Here is a 20,093-nt window from a genome sequence, read left to right as displayed (position 1 = left end):
GATCGCCGGGTTCAGCTCTCGCTCGGAGGTGGTGAAGCCGGGTACTTCGGCGTTGGTGGAGTCGGTGAGGAACAGGTCCACGCCCTCCTCGCCGAGGCGGGCGAAGGCGCGCAGATCGGTGATGCGGTCGTCGAGAGGGAACTGGTCCATCTTGAAGTCGCCGGTGTGCAGCACCATCCCGGCCCGGGTGCGGATCGCGACCGCGAGGCTGTCGGGGATGGAGTGGTTGACCGCCACGAACTCGCAGTCGAAGGGCCCGAAGCCACGCCGGTCGCCCTCCCGCACCCGCACCGTGCGCGGCCGGATGCCGTGTTCCTTGAGCTTGGCCTCCAGGAACGCCAGCGTCAGCTTGGAGCCGACGACGGGAATGTCGGACCGCTCCCGCAGCAGGTACGGCACGCCGCCGATGTGGTCCTCGTGGCCGTGGGTGAGTACTACGGCCACGATGTCGTCCAGCCGGTCCCGGATCGAGGTGAAGTCCGGCAGGATCACGTCCACACCGGGCTGGGTCTCCTCGGGGAACAGTACGCCGCAGTCGACGATGAGCAGCTTGCCCGCGTGCTCGAAGACGGTCATGTTGCGGCCGATCTCACCCAGGCCGCCCAGGGCGATGACCCGCAGCCCTCCTTCGGGAAGGGGCGGTGCGGCCTTCAGCTCGGGGTGCGGATGACTCATACCCTGACGGTACCCGGAGATCGGGACAGGGCGATCCACTGCCTGTGTGATCCAACGAGCGCTCGATACGACCCGACGCCGGAGACGTACTGGCGCTCAGGTCGGCAACCGTCTCATCTGCCCGCTGCCCCGGCCCCCGGGACAGGAGGGCCTCCTGCACGGGGTAGCGGGCCGGCCCCGGCCAACCTGCTCTCCACCGACAGCATCACCGAGGCGCGCACCGGTGAAGACCACGCCGACCGGCCCGTACGGGGACGAAACCCTGCTCGCCTTCGCCGCCGACCACGCCGGCAAGCCCCCGCCCGCTGCGCTCCAGGCCCTGACCGGCTGCTGCACAGCTTCGGTGACGGCCGCTTCGACGACGACACCGCACTGCTCGGCCAGATCTTCCCCATCCACTGCGACAGGGAGACCATCCCCCATTCCTGAGGACGGAGTGGGCTGACCGGGCAATGACGCAACAGGCGCATGGCCCTTCACAGGTGTCGCCGTGGGTCAGGCGTGCCCGGGCCGGTGGGGCCCTCGCCCACTACGCGGCAGCGCAGCCCAGGTGGGCCGAGATGTCGTCAGTGCCCGAAGGCCTCCTTGGCCTTCTCCTTGGCCTCACGGGCATCGGCCGTGCTCTTTTCCGCCTGTCCTTCGGCGGCCATGCGGTCATTGCCGATAGCACTTCCCAATTGCTTCGGTGCTGTTTTCGCTGTAGCCCACCCGTGCCCCGGCTCTCCTTGCACAAACGGGGCAGAGCTGCGGAATGAAGGAGCAGTGGCGGGGCATACGGCGGCTCAGGAGGTCGATAATCATGATTCCCTTGCTGCTCGTTCTGCTTCTCGCACTCGTCCTTTTCGGTGCCGGTTTCGCTGTCAAGATGCTTTGGTGGGTGGCCCTCGCCGTCCTGGTGCTGTGGCTGCTCGGCTTCGTCATGCGCTCCACGAGCGCCGGGGGTGGCCGCGGCCGCTGGTATCGATGGTGACCTGACTGGTACTCACCCCTTCGTAGGGCCTGGCTGATACCGGCCAGGCCCTACGGGCTTGGCTGACGATCGCACAATGAAAGAGCGCCAGAAGAGTCTGAAGGGGAAATGGTGAATGTGGTGCGGTGGAGGCAGGACGGGTACGCGCTGAAGAAACCTGCGCGGCCCCTGGCTATTCCTGCCTCCGCTTATGTCGCCTGTGCTGGTGTGGGCGGTTGGAAGCAGGCGGTGACGTCTTTGCCGCGGGGGCAACGGCGGACCTGCCAGCCGTCGGAGAGGGCGTCGACCAGGAGCACCCCGCGCCGCCCGACGCTGCCGTCATCTGCGTGGCATTGCTGGGGCAACTGCCACGCCTCCGGATCGAGGAGGGCGACCTCAGCGTCCGCGACGCGCTGCCGCTCCCGGCGCCACGTGCAGGCGTAGGGCATCCAGTGCTTGCATGACCGGTGCAGGCAGGGGTTGGTGGCGGTGGGCCCAGGTGATGACGGCCTCGGCGACGGTGTCAGGAGGCACTCGAGCTTGCCGCACTCCGTGATTCTGTGGCGCATCCCACTGGGGCAGCGTGCGGCCGGTTCGGTCAGGCGGCGAGGGCTTCGCGATCCTCCTGGATCTGCGGATCGCCGGTGATCTGGTGGAGGTCCAGGTGTGGGACTCCGACCCAGTGCTGCCGGTCTCCTCGACTCCGTGGGGCACGCCGTCGGCGGCCGACGCCACTACTGTTCGCCCCCTGACGCCCCCGACCGGGGCCCCATTCGAGGACCCCGACGCCACTGCACCCGTGACCCGCTTACTGGCCTGTGCCGACGGGGCGCCGCCCCGGTTCCGGTCGCAACCCCTGCTCCACCCGCAGCACGAGGGCCGCAGGCCGACTCCGGAACGCAGGCGGTTTCTCCGGCCGGGCCGGGCGGGTGGCCTCTCAGCGGGGAGACGTGCCGGCTCACAGCCCTGCCCCTCGATCGCGTGGTGGCAGGCATGGGTGGAAAGTGAAGGGGTAGCCGAAGCGTCGTCGGCCGTTTCACAGCGGGCCGTGGCACGAGTTCGAATCCGGGAGGGGACCTCATGGCGCTCATGAGCACGCTGGACACGCAGACCACCGAGCTGCCCGAAGTCGCCGACCCCACCCGGGTGGCGCCCAAGGATGCCCGCGAACTCTCCCGGTTGTTCTTCGAGCAGCTGGCAGTGCTGGAGGAGGGCACGCCCGAGTACAGCTACGCGCGCAGCACGCTGATCGAGATGAACATGTCCCTGGTCCGTTACGCGGCCGGGCGGTTCCGCAGCCGCGGACCGGAGGAGATGGAGGACATCGTCCAGGTCGGCATGATCGGCCTGATCAAGGCGATCGACCGGTTCGAGCTGTCCCGCGAGGTGGAGTTCACCTCCTTCGCGATCCCCTACGTCGTCGGGGAGATCAAGCGGTTCTTCCGCGACACCACTTGGGCCGTGCACGTTCCCCGGCGGCTGCAGGAGGCCCGCGTCCAGCTCGCCCGGGCCACGGAAGAACTGCGAAGCCGGTTGGGTCGCACGCCGACGGTCAAGGAACTGTCGGAGCTGATGAGCCTGCCCGAGGACGAGGTGATGGAGGCCCGTCTGGCCGCGAACGGCTACAACTCCTCCTCCCTGGACGCCGCCATCGGCGGCAGCGAGGACGGCGAGAGCGTCCTCCAGGACTTCATCGGCGTCGAAGACACCGACCTGGAGTTGGTGGAGGACTTCCACTCCCTGGCCCCGCTGATCGCTGACCTGGATGAGCGCGACCGGCAGATCATCCACATGCGCTTCGTGGAAGAACTCACCCAGGCCCAGATCGGCGAGCGCCTGGGCGTCTCCCAGATGCACGTCTCCCGGCTCCTGTCCCGCTGCCTCGCTCGCCTGCGCGAGGGCCTGCTCCCCACCGGCTGACAGCCGACTGTCCGCACCCGGCCTGATGCCCGCCACAACCGTGGCGGGCATCCGGCGTCATCTGGCACCACGGCCCCCGAGGCCAGGGGCGCAAGGCGTCGCGAGCGGTGGGGTGACAGGCTACGACGTCATCGAGACCGACGATCTGGAAGAGACGTTGATGCCGCTGGAGTCCATGAACGTGACGTGGTCGACGTCCAGCACCGTCCGGTACGAGGCGACGCCGTGAGCAGCTGCGGCATCGAGAAGTGGAGGGGCCCTGTCCCGGTCGATTTCGCCGCAGGCTCTCACCACGCTGAGGCCCTCGAAGCAGGCGCGGGGATGGTCCTGGCACCTACACGAGTGTTGTGGTGCCCCGGGCGCCGCGATGGAGTTCAGGGTGCGGCCGGCCCCTCGGCTGGGTCTCCGAGCGGATCGTGCACCCTGACCCAGCTGGTGATCAGCGAGCTGGTGGACTGCCGTGCAGGCAGGGGGACCGCCATTCGAGTGGGCACTCCTTCTGCTTTACCTGCGGTAGAGGCACACACACCCTCCATGGAGAAAAACTGTCATGGCGACAGTAGACATCCCGCCGATGCGGGGTTAACGTTGTCTCCGTACCCAGAAGTCGAAGTAGGTACAGCAGGCACGAACTGCTGTACAGGTAGACCAGAAGGACACGGCCCCAGGGGCTGTGAGCAACACCCGCGGTATCCGCGCAATCGAAAGGTAAGGAGCAGAACGCCATCAGGATCGCCCGGGCGAGGAAGCAGTCCGCCCGGGTACGACGCAAGGCCCCGGATTGGAAGGTGGTCCCCGGTCACGCATTCGCGATCCCCGCAGCCCCGCCCTCCCAGGCGGCACCTGCGGAAAAAGAAGGCCGGCGCGGAGCGCCGGTAGATGGTGTTGAAAGCTCGGGGCCCGGGTGCCGTACTGGCACCCGGGCCCCCCGACGCGTCCCCGAAAGAAGAGGTCTATGCCGCCTGCCGGTTCCCGTCCCGTCGGCCCTCTCGACGATGACGACTACCCCGCCTACACCATGGGCCGGGCCGCCGAGATGCTCGGCACGACCCCTGCCTTCCTCCGTGCCCTCGGTGAACACCGCCTGATCACCCCGCTGCGCTCCGAAGGCGGCCATCGCCGCTACTCCCGGTACCAGCTGCGCATCGCCGCCCGAGCCCGCGAACTCGTCGACCAGGGCACCGCCATAGAGGCCGCCTGCCGCATCGTCATCCTCGAAGACCAGCTTGAAGAGGCGCAGCGCATCAACGAGCAACTGCGCGCCGAGGGCGGCAGGCCTCAGCCGAAGACATCAGCCTGATCGGAACGCCCGAACCTGAGGGAACCGATGCACTGTCGGCGGACGAGACCGCTGAGGGACCGCACCGCCGTTCGGCAGCTCGGACGGGCTCAACGCGTCAACCGAACCCCGCCGGAAGAGAGAACCGCGAGCGGGCGTGATGCATGTAGTGGGTGACGAGGGGGCGAACCGGGGGAAGAAGGACCGGCAACCGATAGGAGGTTGCCATGGATGGCGGGGATCTGGAACTGGGGCAGCTTCTGGCCGCCGCTGAGGCGGCACCGCCCGGGGAGTCCGTCGAGGTACTTGCGAATGACCTGCGCAAGCGCTTCGGGGCGGAGCGTGTGTCGTTCCTGTTCGTCGACCTCGTGGGTCGGCGGCTGCTGCGCCTGACCACACAGGCCGAGGATGACATGGGGGGCGCTGCCGAGCGGATCGACCTGGAGGGCAGCGTCTACGACGCAGTCCTGCGCACCCAGTGCCAGCGCGTGGAACCGGACGGCCAGGGCGGGCGGCGCGTGATCTCGCCGGTCACCAATCGCGGCGACTGCATCGGTCTGCTGGAGGCTACGCTGCAGAACGCCGACGACACCGTGCTCGCGCAGATCGAAGACGCGGCGCACGCACTGGCCTACATCATCGTCACGGACCGCCGCTTCACCGACCTGTACCACGCGGGCCGGCGCACCACCCGGATCAGCCTGGCCGCCGAGATCCAGCACCAACTGCTTCCCTCGGCCTCCTGCTGCGAGGCTCCCCAGTTCACCCTCGCGGCAGGGCTGGTGCCGGCCGACGACATCGGCGGCGACACCTACGACTACACACTCGACCGCGACACACTGCACCTGTCCATCACCGACGCCATGGGCCACGACACCAACTCCGCGCTGCTCGCCACACTCCTGGTCGGCGCTATGCGCGGCGCCCGCCGCAGCGGCTGTGACGCACTCCAGCAGGCGCAACACGCCCACGACGCCCTGTTGACCCACAGCCGCGGCCTGGCCACTGGCCAATTGCTGTGCATCGACCTCACAACGGGGACCTGCGAACTGGTCAACGCAGGGCATCCCCGGCCCCTGCGCCTACGCGAAGGCGCCACCGAGGTCGAAGAGGTACAGCTCGCGGTTAACCTCCCCTTCGGGGTGGCAGCCCCTGCCTCCTACCACCTCCAGCAGCTCGATCTTCTCCCCGGCGACCGTCTGATCCTGCTCACTGACGGCATGCAGGAACGCGGCGCCGGAGCCGTCGACCTGGCCCGCCTCGTGTGGGACACCCGCACCTCACATCCCAGGGAAGCCGTGCGCAGCCTGACCACCGCGGTACTGGATGCCTGTCGGGGAAACCTCAGGGACGACGCCACTGTCCTCATCCTGGACTGGCACGGTCCGCGGCGCGAAGACGGGTAGCACCTGCACGGTCAGGTCGTCGGTGGGGCGGCGGCGTAGGGTGACCAGGCGGGGCGCCGACGGGTCCGGGCCTGCACTGCATCCGCCGGGGGCGGATGTTCATGGCGCGATGCCGTACCCACGACCACCGGCTGTGTCGGTCACGCGGCAGGCGGAAGCGGACGTGAGGCGGGCCGTGCAGGGGGCGTACGGAAGGCCCGTACCCGCTTCGGCTGTAGCCCGCATCGGACCAGGATGCCCGGCTTGCGATCAACCGGAAAACGCCTTGGATGGAGGCAGGCGGCATCTGCACGCAAACCCTCGCTGACCAGGCGTGCAATGCGTCGCAGGGGGCCTGGCGTTTCGTGCAGAGCCGCGAGAAGGGACGGGCCATGCGCTGGAGCATCGTCCGCACCGAGGAGATCGCCGTCGCTTGCGAAGTCGTCAACGGCTGGACCGTTGTCGAGGTCGACGGCGAGGTGGACATCCACACCCACGCCTTGATCCGTCAGGCAGTCATCCAGCTGCTGGGTGAGGGGCACCGCCACTTCGTCCTCGACCTGTGCTTCGTGCCCTTCCTGGACTCGATGTTCCTGGGCACCGTCGTGGCGCTCACCAAACGCATCCGGGAACGCGAGGGCTCGCTGCGGATCACGTGCCCCTCGGCTCGGATGCGCACCGTCTTCGCGCACGGCGGCCTGGCCGACGCCTACGAGTTCTACGACTCGCCGCAGGAGGCCACCTGCCAGTCGCCGGCCCTCGACGGCCTGGCGCACTGGCCCGGTCCCGCACGCTGAGGAACCGCTGTGGAATGAGCCGGGGCCGGTCAGACCGTGGTGGATACCTCGGCGACCCGCTCGGCCAGCACACGGTCCCAGTGTCTCGGCACCCACGACGTGCCCGGCGGTGCGGACCACGAACAGGTCGCCCAGGCCCCGGTCGAAGATGATCGCGGCGGCCAGCCGCGAGTCCGAGCACCCGAACAGCACGGCGAAGGGGTGCTGGACCGGCGGGTCTGAGCGCGACGGGTGGCGTCCTGGTTCGGGTGCTCAGGGGCGCCCGCGGTGAAGCGCTGGTTCCCGGCAAGCAGCAGCTCGAAGCTTCACGGGGCGTCGAAGGCTGGGTCCGGGTCGTCATGGGCGGCAGGTTACGAGCCGGACCCACCCCCTTGCATCGCCTGGTCACCCCTCTCGCCGCCCTGGCCGCCGCGCACGCAAGGTCACCGGACGACCCCGGGCAGCAGGACCGCGAATCGGTCCCGGAAGCGGTTCCGTCAGCCATGCCGGGCCGGGCACTCCGCCACCGTCTATGCGGGCCGCCAGTGGGGGTGGTGGAAGCGTCCAGGGCCTGGTGGAGTGTGGTGATCCTGGCATATTCACACCCTCGTACGCAGTGCCGCCCGGCACGGTACAGGCGGCTTCTTTGCGTGGCACAGTCAACAAGGCGGGCAAGGCGTGAACCCCGGCTGCGGGGGTACGTGCCGGGCATCGTGAACGGGGAATGAATGGCGGGCTGTGATGGGATCAGACCCGCAAGGGGAGGACGACACCGCGCCTGACGCCCAAGTTCTGCAAATCGGCGTAGCGCTGGAGGGGGACGGGACCTGCATCGCCCAGGCCCGTCAACTGGCCGCAGGTTTCCTCACCCGCGCTCAGAGCGCGCACGGTGTGACGGTCTCTCAGCGTGCCGTGGACCTCACCCAGCTGGTGGTCAGCGAACTGGTCACCAACGCCCGCAAGTACGCGCCCGGACCCGTACTGATGGAACTGCGGATCATGTGCGAAATGGTGGAGGTCGTCGTCTGGGACTCCGACCCGGTACTGCCGGTGGCGCGTGCCTCGGACCCCGACCGCATCGGGCAGCACGGTCTGGAGATCGTGATGGCCGTCGCGCAGGGCGTGGAAGCCCGGCGCGAGCCGGTCGGCAAACGCATCACCGCCCGCATCGCCCTCGCCTCCGGCCCGGCCGGCACCCGCCACAACCCCTAGGAAATGTGGCCGGCTACCGCAGGCTCGCCCGCGTTCACCATCACGGCCGTGCCGGCTGCCACCGCCCGCTCCCTGCGGCACCCTGGTGCAGGGGTACTGCTGTGTGAGTGTGGAGGAAGAACCTGCCTGGTCCGGTGAGAGATCCCCGGGGAACTGGGCTTGTGGACGCCGCCGGTCTGAACCTGCTGCAAAGCGTGCGCCAGAAGGTCCTCGTGGGTGGCGGCACGGGGGAGGCCGATCACCCTTGATAGCGGGGGCTGTTCACTGATGGGTCTTGACGCCACACCTGCCCGGCTCGGACCAGGCCACCGCCGGCCAGCTCATGGAGACTACTCACCAGGTGTGCCCGTATTCCAACGCCGTCCGAGGGGACATTTCGGTCACGCACTGGGGCCTGCGGGAATTCGGAATCCGGACCGGGGCGAAAGTCGATTGGGCCGATCCCGCTCGGTGCCGTACAGTTCACCGTACCGACGCGGGGTGGAGCAGCTCGGTAGCTCGCTGGGCTCATAACCCAGAGGTCGCAGGTTCAAATCCTGTCCCCGCTACTCAAAAGTGAAGGCCCGGTGTCCACCGGGCCTTCACTGCATGTGGGCCGGTTCGGACCTGGCTCTCGGCGAACAGGGCGCCCGATTCATCCGCCGCAGCGGCTGGTACCCCTGTGCCGCCGTAGGCGCAGCGCCCTTGTCCTGCCAGGGTGGACTGGTCGGTACCGACGTAGATCCCTCGACTTACCTGATGACTCATCAGGTAAGTCGGCATCCCCTCAGCATGGGACCGGGACAGTCTTCCGTGCACGCTCCTGGTCGACGGCTCCGCGGCAGCTTGATTTGCGCAGATCGCGCAGGTGAGAAGCCTGCTCGCCGTGGCGCACGATGTTCTGGTGAGCCTTCGTTTGAAAGGCGTGCCGATGTACAATCCACGACGCCCTTGACCCGCAAAAAGCAGGCAGGGAGCAGACGAATCGGGAGTTTCTTCGTGCTTCGTACCATGTTCAAGTCCAAGATCTAGCGTTTGGGTGTTTCTGCAGGTCAGAGCCCTGATCGTCGCCTCCGGGTCAGCAAAAGGTCAGCATCAGACCGGACGGTTTCCGGCTTGCTCACCTGCACCGCGGCAGGGGGCCTGCTGCCCCGCTGCGCCCTGCTCGGAAGGCTCGATGCGTGGCTCGACAGCTCGCCCGTGGGATGGGGTCGTTCTTCAAGGAGTGCGGTTGTTCCAGGCCGACCCGTTGCCCGCACCCGTACACGATTCGGTTCCGGGACGCTCTCGGCAAGCAGCGTGAAGAGGCCGGCTGCGACATGCAGGACGACGCTATCGAGCGTCTCACGCAGATCTACACGGAGAAGAAGACAACGGCGCCATCCGTCGCCGAGGTTCGCCGCGAACTCGGTCAGGAGACGATCGCGGAATACGCGAAGCAGTGGCGGCCTCGTCAGCGCAAGATGACGGAGTACTCGACGGGATGGCACGTGGACAGCTCCATCAACGTGCACATCATTCCTCGTCTCGGGTCGCGGAAACTGAACTTGGTTACGCCTATCGTGGTCGAGCGCTTCCTGGACGAGTTGGAGACGGACGGGTGGGGCGCGGCAACCAGGTGAACATCAACGATGTCGTGGCGGGCGATGTCTACCGGGTGCACGAGCAGATCCACTCCAACACGCACAGGCCGGCGAAGCTGAAGCATCGCAAAGCGGGGGAGTTCCGGGAGGTTCCCCTGCCGCGCTCCGTGCGTGAGGCGATGGAGCGGTACGAGGAGAAGCACGGCACCACGAAGGAGGGCTATCTACTGCGTGGTCCGAGCGGCTACTACACGGAGCCGATGGAAGAGGTGGGTTGCGCTGGCCCGGTGAGGCGGTCGACGCCTCATGCGGTCCGGGGTCCTGTGACGCTTTGGGGGTGCGCCTGATGTGCGAACGCAGCCTTCGGCGAATGGTAGGGGTCCAGCGGCAGGCCCGTCCGTTCGCGGACCGACCACCAGTGAAATACGGCAGGCGGCGTAAGAGATCGGGAGCCCGGCGTCGACAGGACACCCGGTCCGGTCTTCAGCCCTATTACCGGCGCGGGGACGGATCCGGCGGGAAGGCCAGGCCGGTGACGGTGCCGGCCTGGACGATCGGGCCGTGCTGGGTGCCGCCGGAGACGGTGTTGTGCACCGTTGCTGGGCGGCCCGCTGCGGCGGCCGCCAGTCGGCGCAGCGACGCCCCGAGAGCACCCAGTTCCTCGCCGGTGAGCGCCCCGGCTTCCACCAGCCCGCAGAGACGAGTCTGCCACTCGGCCGCGATGCCGGACGCGGCGCGCTCGTTCGCCGCGGTGCCCGTGAGGAGCAGCCGCGCACGCGCGTCGTCCAGGCGGGTGATCGCGACGGTGTCCGCGCCCGCACGTGCCAGGAACCGGCCCATCAGTGCGCGGGCGTGAGTCCAGGAATCAGTGACCATGAGGGAGACCAGGGTGGTGGCTCCCGATGCCGCCATCGCGGCCAGTTCGGCGTTCATCGCGTCCTCCTGGATGCGCAGGGATGAAATATTCCGGTCGGCGGTCAGGCCGTCTCGGTCGGCGGGCCGGGGTCGGGGGCCGGTTCCGCTCCCGTCTCGGGGGTGGGAGGCCGCGGCGGATCGAACCGGCGTAGGAGGTCCTCTGCTGTCTCGTGGCGGTTGTGCTGCTCGATGAGCTGCGAGAACTGTCGGGCCAGCATCGCCCGCCGGTCGTCGTCCTCCGTGAAGCCCATGGCCTCGAAGAACCCCGCCAGATGGTCCGCGGCCGAGGGTTCACGGGCCAGGAGATCGGCAGACTCCGTGCCGACGTCCGGCGTCCCGGGTCCTCCCGGCCGGTTCGGCAGCATCTCGAGCAGGCGCTCGGGGATGTCGGTGTCGTTGGCAGCAGAGGTCAGCTGCGCCAGCAAGGGGAGGTCGGCCACGGTCTTCGCCACCTGCTCGTCGTTCTTGGTGAGCCACCACACGACGGCGCTGCCGGTGTCCTTGAGGACGTCCTCGCCCAGATACCGGCGCTTGCTCTGCTCGTACTTGCGCTGGTGCTCCCAGACCGCCTCGTCCTTGCGCACGCCGGCGAGCCGGTCCAGACGCTCCTGGTCCTCGTCGGGCAACGTAAGGCTGATGTCCTCCGCCATCGCCCGGAGGTGGCCCGTGGCATCCGGGCACATGCGGCTGAGTGCGCCGCCGAGTTCGTGCTGAAGGAGCGAGGCGTGGGCCGGGGCCCGCTTCTCGGCGATCGCGCGGGCCCGGCTGAGGACCGCGTCGATGGCGAGGCCGGCCGGGTTGACGACCGTGCCGCGCCCCGGCTCGTCGGTGAAGCACCATCGAACGGTCGCCGAGAAGACGAAGTGGTAGTCGTCCCAGAGGCTCGGGAGCGCGACTCGGTTGACGCGGTACTCGGTCCGCTCCACGGGGGCGGCCGTGAGCTGCTCCTCGAAGCTGACTGGCACCGGGCCGCGGCGCTGTGAGGCCACCCGGAAGGTTGCCGCGGGCAACACGAGAAGAAGCGCGGCCAGCACCGGCCAGGTCCAGCCGGGCCATCGCTGCACCACGCCGACGATGGTGAGCAGCAGGCCACACAGAACAGTGAGGAACACGGTCGTCGTCCTGCGTGCGGTCGTCATGATCGACTCCCTCTGGCCGATGCCGGCGGGGCGGCATTACCGAGGTTCTGCGCCACGCCGATCTTGTGGAGCAACAGGTCGGTCGTCTCGGCGGAGTGGGAGCCGGCGCCCGGAGAAGCGCACTCCGCCCGGCGCGCGGACGTGTACAACGCGGCGAACGCCGCGCCCCGGTCCTCCCCGCATCGGTCGGCGGCAGCGACCAGCAGGTCGAGGAGGACCTCCCCCCGGTCACCGGCGCTCTCGTCCGCCCAGCGCAGCCAGTTCTGTATCTCTGCCCGTGGTGCCACGCGTGGTCCGTCCTTCCGTGACACGGCGTGGATCAGCACGGCGCGCCAGCACGTGATCAGGGAGTGTCGTACCCCGTCCTCGTCGACCAGGGCGCGGGTGGTGACGGAGCGGTCCGTGAGCGGTTCCGGATCGCTGACGCGCAGAAAGATGGCCAGGTCGGCCGGTGCGAGGTTGCCGCGTGCCAGCCGGTCGAGCAACCTTCGGCGCAAACGCCGGCTGCCGGCCACCAGGTCGCACAGGGGCTGCAGCGCATGGGCCGTGCTGAGATCACGCCGGGCGAGATGGTGCAGCCGGATCAGGGCGTGGTCCGGATGGTCCAGCGCGAGGACGTCGGCGCAGACCTGGACCAGCACCTGGGCGAACTCATCGGTCAGCCGGCCGTACGCGCACCAGTTGTAGATCCGTTCGCGGAAGTCCCTGCCATGTGCGGGGTCCGTGAGACCGCAGGTGAGCGCCTGGACCGCGGCCTCCGACCCGGCTCTGCCCGCCCCCTGCGCGCTCCACCGCTCGGCGAGCGCGGCGAGCGCGTCCGCCCGCCCGGTCCGCAGGTACTCACCCGCCAGCCGGGCCACCAGTCCGTCACGGACGTCCGGCACGAGATGCGGGTCGCTCGACCCGACGACCCGTGCGGCCCACGCGCCGAGGTGCGGTCGCAGGTCGGGCATGTGGTCCCAGAAGTGGGCGCGGACGGCGGAGTCGTAGTCCAGCTCGGTGAACCGCACGCGACCGTCCGGCCCGGAGCGGGCCGAGATCTCCGACAGCCGCTGGGCAAGGTCCTTGCGCTGGAGGAGCGGAGTCTCCTCCTCGGGGGCCCCGACCGTGCTCAGCAGAAGCGCGGCCGCCCGGTGGACGACGTCGGCGTGCGCGCCGTGGAGCATGGACACGGCGATCATCAGGGCGCGTTGGGAGGCGTCGGGCAAACCGGCGACGTGATCGGCGACTTCAGCGCGGCGCCCGGCGCGCGCACGTTTCGCGGCCGTACACCACTCGGGGAACCCCTCGCCGGGCCCGGCCGTCTCGCAGGCCCGGCGTATGCGGTCGGCGAAGTCGGCGATCTCCCGCATGGGTTTGCGTTCACTCAGGAACTCGTCGACGGTGACGTCGTTCCGGAGAAACTGCTCGCATGGCACGCCTTGGGTGCGCAGGTGGCGTCTGAGAACCTCCATGGGAGAGGTCGGCGGTCCGATCTCGACACGGTAGTGCTGGAGGTCGGGATCGAGGGCCCCGTGGTGCGGCATGACGACGACGAGATGGGCCCGCCGCTCGTGCACCGTCTGGCGCAGGGCGGGCAGGTTGCCCCGCGCCGCATCCCACGGATCGGCCTTCGCGGTGGACAGGTCGAGCAGCAGCCGGTCGCCTGGGTCGACGAAAGCCGGGTCGTGCCGCGGCAGCTCGTCCAGCTCGTCGGGGAGGAGTTCACGGAAGGCCCCGCCGGGACGGTGGAGTTCGCGCAACAGTACGCGAGCCGTGGCCGAGCGGCCGCTGCCGGGAGCACCGTCGAGGATGACGGTGCCCGTTTCCTCGAGCGTCGTCCGGGCTTTTCCCATATTGACCGGAGCGACCAACACCCGTCGGACCCAGCGAAGTTGGTCATCGGGAAGTTGCCGGAAGACTGGCTTTCGGGGTTCCTGGGCAGTGGCGCCGAGGTTGACGAACATGTGGCCGTCACCCGTGTGCGTGAAGCCCCGCGTGCTCTCGACCCGGGTGGTGTGTTCTGTGCTCACCGTCGGTCGTCCTGGGGCCGCTCCGGCTCCCCGAACCGCTGGTGGACGTCCCCGTGGTGGTCGCCCTCGGTGTACGTCGTCCCGGTGCCCGAGATGTAGCGGTCGCCCGACACGTGGCGTGAGTTGTTGTAGATGCTGCCGCTGCCCGTGTGGACTGTGCCGTGGGAGTTCTTCACGATCGTGCCGCCGACGTCACCGCTGAAGTCGCCCGCTTGGACGGCCGTTCCGCTCACGTCCCCGATCGTGTTGTGCACGGTGGTCGACGCCGGCGACGGCTCGCCGGGCTCGAGCAGGTCCCGCAGCTCGGGCACCAGCTCGGCGACCAGATCACCGATACGTCGGACGCCGGCCTCGGTGTCGTGGGTGCTGTCGAACGGTACGGACTGCAGATCGGCGAGCCGCGCCAGCTCCGGGGGCAGGACTGCTTTGCTCAGCCGGTCGGTCTTGCGGCCGTCCAGCACGGGAACGACGATGAGCCCCCACTCGAACGCGGCCTCGATCTCCTTGCGCACCCAGTCGTCGGGATCCTGCAGCCGACTGCGGAAGTTCGTCCAGTCCGGTCCTACGACGGCCAGCAGCACGGAGCTGTGGCGTAACGCGGTCTGGAGAGCCTCGGGGTAGGCGTCCCCTGCGATGATGGACCTGGACGCGCGGAAGATGCGGTCCTGGCCGAAGCGACGTGACAGCTCCTGGTCGAGGAGGGCCGCGGTCCGCTCGCCGTCGCCGGTGCGGTAGTTGATGAACACGTGGGGCATGCCAGTGACTCCTTCAGATGGTGGACGGGCGCGACAACGTGCTGAGTCGCGGTCCCAGCCGGCGTACAGAGGGATGGTTCGCGTGGCGCGCCAGGGCGCGGGCGAGCCGCCTCAGGTCTGTCGTTACGGTGGCGGAACCCACGGCCTCCACCCCGTCGAGCAGGTGCGTCGCCAGGTCGCAGGCGTGGTCGATCTCGCCGGCCGACGCATAGGCGAGTGCGCGGCGGACGCCGTACCTGACTTGGGTGCGGACCGCGTCCCCGCCCACCAGGGCGAGTTGTCGGTCCAGTTCCTCGCTCGCCTCGCGCGGCCGCCCGAGATCGACCAGGCACCAGCCGGTGACCATGCCGACCGGATCAGGAAGGTGCATGGTGCCGATCACCGGCTCGTCAGTCCCTTCGCCCTGGAGAGCAAGAAGTGCACGCGCGCGGTCCAGCGCCTCCAGACAGGCCCGGTGGTCACCCCCAAGGGCGTGACCCTGGGCTTCGCGCTGTGCGGCGAGCCCGCGGATGCGCGGGGGCAAGGCCCCGCTCTGCGCGCAACGGGCCAGAGCGACCGTCTGCTCGGCGTCGTCCCGGTACAGCGTGATCAGGGCCCGGCGGACCAGCGCGTAACCCGCCAGTGTCCGGTCGCCGCCGGCGGCCGCCAGGTCGACCGCGCGCTGCGTCCACCACAGAGCCGCCCGCTCGTCCCCGGTCTCCTGCACCAGCCAGCCGACGTATTCGGCGTACCGGGAGCCGAGGGCCAGCAGGTGGCGACGGGTGCCGCTGTCACAGTGGGTGGACAGTTCCCGCAGGGTATGGGTCTGGGCGATCAGAACGGGCAGGAGCAGACCGGGCGCCACCGCCTGGCCGAGTCTGCGGTAGTGGGTGAACAGTGAGCGGGAGGCTTCCAGCATTTCCGCGCCCGCGGCTGGCGAGGCCAGGCCCACGCTGTCGGACCGCCACGCCATCATCGAGACGGCACCGGCACCCATGACTTCCCGTCGGCTCAAGGGCTGGAAAGTGTTCGGTCCGTCCGGCGACAACTGCATGATCCAGTCCTCCTCGTGGACATGGCCCGGCGCCGGATCGACGGGCGGGTCGGTGGTCTCTGGTGCGAGCAGGGCCAGCAGGGCCCCGCCGGCCCCGAGGGCGGCGTCGCACAGGCGGGCGAGGTCACGGCTGGGGGCCTTCAGGCTCCGTTCCACCTTGCTCAACTGCGCCTTGCTGTAGTGCACGGAGCCGGACAGGGCGGTGAGGCTGAGCCCCGCCTCCAGACGCCGCTTCCTCAACTCCTCGCCGAACCCGGTGGACGGCTGTGGCACGGAAACCTCCAACCCCTTCCGCCATCGGCCGAGTCGGCGCTGCACGTAGCGTGCGGCAGTCTGGCCGGGGCGGACAAGACGATCGATGCTGTTTCCCGTTTCCTTCTCCGACATGGGAACGCGACATGCGCGGCAGGGAGGACCGGAGAAACGGACTATCTGGAAGTCGTGCCGAAAAGGGAGGCGATCGTGCGCTCGACCACCCACCAGAAGACGTCCAGGCCACTGCCGTGGTCCTCGCCCCGCTCGGCGATCACCGGTGTGATGCCGAGAGCCCGCACAAGACGGCGGTACTTGTCATGGTCGTAGCCGCGGTCCGCGAGCAGGGCATCAGGCCGTCGGTGCGGGCGGCCGACCGGTCCCGCTACCCGCGGGATCTTGTCGAGCAGAGGCGGCAACTGGGTGACGTCGCCCACGGCTACCGCCGGTCAGCGACACCGCGAGCGGGATGCCCTGACCGTCGCCCGCCGGGTGCCCTCTCGTCCACTGCGCTGGCGCCATGGGCCTCCTCGGGACCGTCGTCATTCCCGACGCCGAGACGGAAGCCGCAGCCGACTCCATCGCGGCGGTCCTCCGCGTGACCTGCTGCGCCACGATCACCCGCGGCTGCGAGCGGGGCTGGTCCAAGGTCGGCAGGGCAGCCGGTGGCCGCGCCACCTGGGGGGCTGCACGGGTAGGCCATGATGCGCGTCCGAGGGAGGGCCGGGCGGCGCCCGACCCGTGCGTACGACAGCGGAGCCCCGTATCCGCCACGCCGCAGCCTCCCAGCAGCGATACTGGATGCATGGACCCGACGATCACCGCCCCCCGCGCCGAGGTGCTGCGAGACCGCTACCGCAGCCGACTGCCCGAGCGTCTGCAGGAGCTGGCCGGCCCCGTCGAGGGCAACGTGGATCTGCCGCTCCACATCGTCTGGTCCGGGCGGACCAGCTACAGCCTGGACCGCCCGAAGTCCCGCATGACGCTCTACCGGACCGTCCTCGCCGAAGGACGCCGTGAGGATTTGATGGCCCTCCTGCACCACCGGCTGCTCACCGAGCAGTGGCCCGTGCTGCGGCGCTTGATCAGCCCCTACATCCGCGAGGTCTGGGAGGACGCTTTCCCTGAGCTGCTCCGCACCGCTCCGGCCGACCCTACCGCCGCGTGAAGCTCACTCCGCTCCACGAGCGTCTCCTCGCCGACATTCTCGACATCGGCTCCCCTTACCCCCTGGTCCTCACCGGCGGATACGCCGTGCAGGCCCACGGCCTGGTCGAACGCTTCAGCCGTGACCTCGACGTCGCCACCGAGAACCCCGCTCCGATGCGGGAGATCGTCGCCTCACTCACAGCGGGTCTCAGCGAGCGCGGATGGAGGACGACGCACGTCCAGACTGATCCGCTCAGCGGCCGGTTCCTCGTCACCGATCCGGACACCGGCGAGGAGTGCGAGGTCGACGTCCTCAAGGAGGCGTTCTGGGCTCCGCCCGCTCAGACCCCCTACGGCCCCGTTCTTTCCCTCGACGACGTGATCGGCACCAAGGTCCGTGCCCTCGCCGACCGCGGCACCGTCCGTGACCTCATCGACGTCCAGGCCGCCTCCCGCCACCGCTCCACCGCCGACCTCGAATCCCTGGGCCGCCGTCGCGCCCACGACGAGTTCAGCCTTGAAGACCTTAGGGACCGGCTTATCGGCGCGGACTGGTACGAGGATGAGGACTACACCGCGTACGGGCTCACCTCCCGGCAGATCGAAGAACTCAAGGCGTGGGCGCTGGAGTGGGCGGAGGATCTGGGTGCGCGGATCCATGACGAGAACGCCTGAGAGGCGGTCATCGTGTCCAGCCCCTCTACCGCCGTTGCAGCGAGCGCATGCGGTGCAGCCAGTAGATTCCAACCCGGAGCCCACCACGGTGGGTGGCTGCCCTGCACGGCGGATGTGCAGGGCAGTCGAGCGATACCCCGCAGTGGGCTCACGGTGAAACCGGGCTGCGGTATGGGCAGACCCCGGGCAGCGGCCGTACGCGGGAGTCAGAGCCCCGGGTTCCGCCGAACCTCGGAGAGGAGCCGGGACGCTGCGAGCCCGCCTGTATCTAGAGTAAGGAGCGCGGTCTGGCTGTACTCGCGCCAGGTGCGCAGGTGGTCACTGCTGCGGGGCTGACGTTCGCCAAACATGCCCAGCACGCTCCGTTCATGAGCCGCGTGCAGGGGAGGGCCAAGCCGGCAGGGGCTTCCATGGAGCAGTCATGACCGCTGCTGCTCCATGAGTACTCCTGGAAGGCGGGATAGGCCCTGAGGGGGGAGCCGTCGGTGGTGCGGGCGAGCCTTTCTGGGGACGCGGGGACCGGTAGAGGTTTGGACCACTGGGCGGCCAGCTTGTGTAGATTGGCAAGCCGGTCCTCGTCAGTGAGGGCTGTCTTCGTGCGACGGCCCTTGAACTGCTCCAGAAGGTCGAAAATCTCCTCGTCGTCCAGATTGCTGGGATCGACAACTGTGGGAGAGCCGCTGTCGGCGCCGCTCGTAATGGGGCCGCCGTTGGGTGTGGCGGGTGGTTCGGAGTCGCCAATTGAGTAGTCGGTGTGGGACAGCGTGTTGCCGTCATCTGTGTCGTGTTCGAGCAGGGGAAGCTCGCCTAGGTAGACGGCATGCCAGGCGGGGGGTTCCGGCATCCAGCGGCCAATGAGACTGCGCGAACTCAGGAACTCCATGACCTGTTCGTGCTGGGCGTCCTCGACGAGCCAACTGTGCACGACGTGCCACTGTTCTGCCTGGCCGGTCCAGTCTTTCCCGGCGGCGTGATCGGAGACGTACTCGTTGAGTACGACCCAGACAGCTCCGTCCAGGGTGCGGCTGCCCAGTTGTGCGAGGTCTGGCAGCTCTTCGGTGCCTTCAATCCACTCTTCGAGTCGGTCACGTTCGGGCAGCGAGGGAGCGGGCGGGTTCCACTACCTGCGCACAGTTCACCCATGCGCGTGGTTGCGAGGAGGTCGGCGCGGAGTCGGTGGTGCAGGCCGTCCGGATCACGCTGGGTCTGCTGGCTCACCGGATCGGTCAGCTCTCCGAGGAGATCCGGGACGTGGAGGCTCGTCTTTCGCGGCTCGTGGAGTGCCATGCCCCGCAGTTGCTCGACGTGGTGGGGATCGGTCCGGACACGGCGGCTACGTTGCTGATCACGGTGGGGGACAACCCGGAACGGCTGGACAGCGAGGCGTGCTTCGCTGCGCTGTGCGGGGTCAGTCCTGTCGAGCGTTCCTCGGGACGCCGGCAGTTCCGTCGCCTCAACCATGGTGGCGACCGTCAGGCAAATGCCGCGCTCCACATCGCCTATGCCGAGGCGGAGGGCGTTGAGCTGCGGCTGGATGGGGCTGAGACCCAGGTCCGCCGCCCGCAGGCCGGCCGCCCCGGGCGCCGGGCGTTCGTCTCCGGCAAACGCAAGCAGAACACCATCAAGACCACCACGTTCAGCGACTACCAGGGCCGCCTGCTGCTGTCCGGCATGGTCCGCCCGGGCCGGATGCACGACCAGACCGCCGTGCGCACTGAGGGCATCGCCGAGCAGCTCCGTATCCATCCCGGCGTGAAGGCGAAGGTCGATTCCGGCTACCTCGGGCTGGCCAAGGAGTTCCCCGGCCAGGTCAGCGCCCCGCCGAAGAAGCCCAGGGACGAGGCGTGCGACGGTGACAAGCACGCCTGGCGGGAAGCGCGGCGGCGCCAGTCCTCGGCGCGGATCTGTGTCGAGCACACCAACGCCGAACTCCGCCAGTGGGCAACCCTGCGGCGATTTGCCGGACGCCGCGAGACCTACGCCGAGACCCATCTCGCGATCGCCTCACTCGTCTCCGACCGATCCGCGCATCGGGCTACCCACCGCTGGACGAGCACCGACCTCGCCCTCGTCCGCGACATCGCCTGCTGATCACCCACCAGCCGAGCCGGCAGGTCAGCATGACTGAAACTCAATTTCTCCCGAGTCCGTTACCGTCAGGACCCCGCTCATAGGGGCTGTGAGAGGTGAGGAACCCCCTGTCGGCCAGCTCCGGTGGGAGGGCCTGCGTTCGGGATGGGCCCTGGTGCGTGGTGTTCGGCGCGGTCTTGCTGTGCTCCGGCTTGCCGTTCGTGAGACGACGAAGCCCCGCCGGAAGGCGGCGGGGGCTTGGGATTGCGCGCAGCCAGGGCACGCGGCCGTCGGAGCCTTTCCCAACGAGCGTCCCGCCAACTGTCGTTGTCCCC

18 protein-coding genes, 1 tRNA gene and 3 pseudogenes are annotated in these 20,093 nt (G+C 68.9%); 12 read left to right on the top strand and 10 right to left on the bottom strand.

The annotated features are described in order from the left end of the window. Both ACZ41I_RS27860 and ACZ41I_RS27855 read right to left on the bottom strand, forming a co-directional pair. Positions 1-675 (bottom strand): ribonuclease J (locus ACZ41I_RS27860; protein ID WP_468515340.1); only part of this gene is annotated, 675 nt, incomplete at its 3' end. A 566-nt stretch (positions 676-1,241) separates the two neighbouring features. Continuing rightward, positions 1,242-1,349, bottom strand: a pseudogene (locus tag ACZ41I_RS27855) (CsbD family protein); the annotation flags it as partial. Positions 1,350-1,474: 125 nt separating this feature from the next. Here ACZ41I_RS27855 and ACZ41I_RS27850 point away from each other — a divergent pair. The 5 genes from ACZ41I_RS27850 (at position 1,475) to ACZ41I_RS27830 (ending at position 7,005) form a co-directional block, all read left to right on the top strand. Then, positions 1,475-1,645, top strand: coding sequence for a hydrophobic protein (locus ACZ41I_RS27850; protein ID WP_399765183.1), 171 nt, complete (start codon positions 1,475-1,477; stop codon positions 1,643-1,645). Between the two features lie 1,059 nt (positions 1,646-2,704). Further along, positions 2,705-3,544 (top strand): RNA polymerase sigma factor SigF, encoded by an 840-nt coding sequence (locus ACZ41I_RS27845; RefSeq protein ID WP_399765180.1) that lies wholly within the window; start codon positions 2,705-2,707, stop codon positions 3,542-3,544. A gap of 955 nt (positions 3,545-4,499) precedes the next feature. Beyond that, on the top strand, positions 4,500-4,844 hold the full coding sequence (locus tag ACZ41I_RS27840; RefSeq protein ID WP_399765177.1) for a MerR family transcriptional regulator: 345 nt from the start codon (positions 4,500-4,502) through the stop codon (positions 4,842-4,844). Between the two features lie 206 nt (positions 4,845-5,050). Further along, positions 5,051-6,229, top strand: coding sequence for a PP2C family protein-serine/threonine phosphatase (locus ACZ41I_RS27835; protein ID WP_399765174.1), 1,179 nt, complete (start codon positions 5,051-5,053; stop codon positions 6,227-6,229). Positions 6,230-6,600: 371 nt separating this feature from the next. Next, positions 6,601-7,005 (top strand): STAS domain-containing protein, encoded by a 405-nt coding sequence (locus ACZ41I_RS27830; RefSeq protein ID WP_468515339.1) that lies wholly within the window; start codon positions 6,601-6,603, stop codon positions 7,003-7,005. 138 nt (positions 7,006-7,143) lie between these two features. Here ACZ41I_RS27830 and ACZ41I_RS27825 read toward each other — a convergent pair. After that, positions 7,144-7,197 (bottom strand): annotated as a pseudogene (locus ACZ41I_RS27825) (hypothetical protein); the annotation flags it as partial. Positions 7,198-7,725: 528 nt separating this feature from the next. Here ACZ41I_RS27825 and ACZ41I_RS27820 point away from each other — a divergent pair. From ACZ41I_RS27820 to ACZ41I_RS27805, 4 genes are all read left to right on the top strand, one after another. Continuing rightward, entirely contained in the window at positions 7,726-8,196 is a 471-nt protein-coding gene (locus ACZ41I_RS27820; protein WP_468515338.1) for an ATP-binding protein, read from the top strand. 474 nt (positions 8,197-8,670) lie between these two features. Next, positions 8,671-8,744 (top strand) — tRNA-Met (locus tag ACZ41I_RS27815). Positions 8,745-9,356: 612 nt separating this feature from the next. Further along, the gene (locus ACZ41I_RS27810; RefSeq protein WP_468515337.1) at positions 9,357-9,797 is read left to right on the top strand and encodes a tyrosine-type recombinase/integrase; all 441 of its coding nucleotides are present in this window, start codon (positions 9,357-9,359) and stop codon (positions 9,795-9,797) included. Next, entirely contained in the window at positions 9,776-10,105 is a 330-nt protein-coding gene (locus ACZ41I_RS27805; RefSeq protein WP_468515336.1) for a hypothetical protein, read from the top strand. Before ACZ41I_RS27810 ends, ACZ41I_RS27805 begins: the two co-directional genes overlap by 22 nt. A 145-nt stretch (positions 10,106-10,250) precedes the next feature. Here the strand turns inward: ACZ41I_RS27805 and ACZ41I_RS27800 are convergent, their stop codons facing one another. The 6 genes and pseudogenes from ACZ41I_RS27800 to ACZ41I_RS27775 all read right to left on the bottom strand — a co-directional run. After that, entirely contained in the window at positions 10,251-10,691 is a 441-nt protein-coding gene (locus ACZ41I_RS27800; RefSeq protein ID WP_468515335.1) for a hypothetical protein, read from the bottom strand. A gap of 44 nt (positions 10,692-10,735) precedes the next feature. Beyond that, on the bottom strand, positions 10,736-11,812 hold the full coding sequence (locus ACZ41I_RS27795; protein ID WP_468515334.1) for a hypothetical protein: 1,077 nt from the start codon (positions 11,810-11,812) through the stop codon (positions 10,736-10,738). Beyond that, positions 11,809-13,647, bottom strand: a complete 1,839-nt coding sequence (locus tag ACZ41I_RS27790; RefSeq protein WP_468515333.1) for a hypothetical protein — start codon at positions 13,645-13,647, stop codon at positions 11,809-11,811. Before ACZ41I_RS27790 ends, ACZ41I_RS27795 begins: the two co-directional genes overlap by 4 nt. A gap of 173 nt (positions 13,648-13,820) precedes the next feature. Next, the gene (locus tag ACZ41I_RS27785) at positions 13,821-14,579 is read right to left on the bottom strand and encodes a toll/interleukin-1 receptor domain-containing protein (protein ID WP_468515332.1); all 759 of its coding nucleotides are present in this window, start codon (positions 14,577-14,579) and stop codon (positions 13,821-13,823) included. 13 nt (positions 14,580-14,592) lie between these two features. After that, positions 14,593-15,885: a helix-turn-helix domain-containing protein gene (locus tag ACZ41I_RS27780; RefSeq protein ID WP_468515331.1), complete on the bottom strand. Its 1,293-nt coding sequence runs from the start codon at positions 15,883-15,885 to the stop codon at positions 14,593-14,595. Positions 15,886-16,061: 176 nt separating this feature from the next. Further along, positions 16,062-16,386 (bottom strand): annotated as a pseudogene (locus ACZ41I_RS27775) (transposase); the annotation flags it as partial. 283 nt (positions 16,387-16,669) lie between these two features. Here ACZ41I_RS27775 and ACZ41I_RS27770 point away from each other — a divergent pair. Together ACZ41I_RS27770 and ACZ41I_RS27765 are read left to right on the top strand one after the other, a co-directional pair. Then, positions 16,670-17,032: a hypothetical protein gene (locus tag ACZ41I_RS27770; protein ID WP_468515330.1), complete on the top strand. Its 363-nt coding sequence runs from the start codon at positions 16,670-16,672 to the stop codon at positions 17,030-17,032. Then, the gene (locus ACZ41I_RS27765) at positions 17,029-17,688 is read left to right on the top strand and encodes a nucleotidyl transferase AbiEii/AbiGii toxin family protein (protein WP_468515329.1); all 660 of its coding nucleotides are present in this window, start codon (positions 17,029-17,031) and stop codon (positions 17,686-17,688) included. Before ACZ41I_RS27770 ends, ACZ41I_RS27765 begins: the two co-directional genes overlap by 4 nt. 268 nt (positions 17,689-17,956) lie before the next feature. Here ACZ41I_RS27765 and ACZ41I_RS27760 read toward each other — a convergent pair whose 3' ends face one another. Further along, positions 17,957-18,613, bottom strand: coding sequence for a hypothetical protein (locus tag ACZ41I_RS27760; protein ID WP_468515328.1), 657 nt, complete (start codon positions 18,611-18,613; stop codon positions 17,957-17,959). A gap of 251 nt (positions 18,614-18,864) precedes the next feature. Between ACZ41I_RS27760 and ACZ41I_RS27755 the strand changes: the two genes are divergently transcribed. Further along, positions 18,865-19,779: a transposase family protein gene (locus ACZ41I_RS27755; RefSeq protein ID WP_468515327.1), complete on the top strand. Its 915-nt coding sequence runs from the start codon at positions 18,865-18,867 to the stop codon at positions 19,777-19,779. Positions 19,780-20,093: the final 314 nt, after the last annotated feature.

It is taken from the genome of Streptomyces sp. NPDC030799 (assembly GCF_055572255.1).
This window is presented reverse-complemented; position numbering and strand designations above follow the sequence as displayed.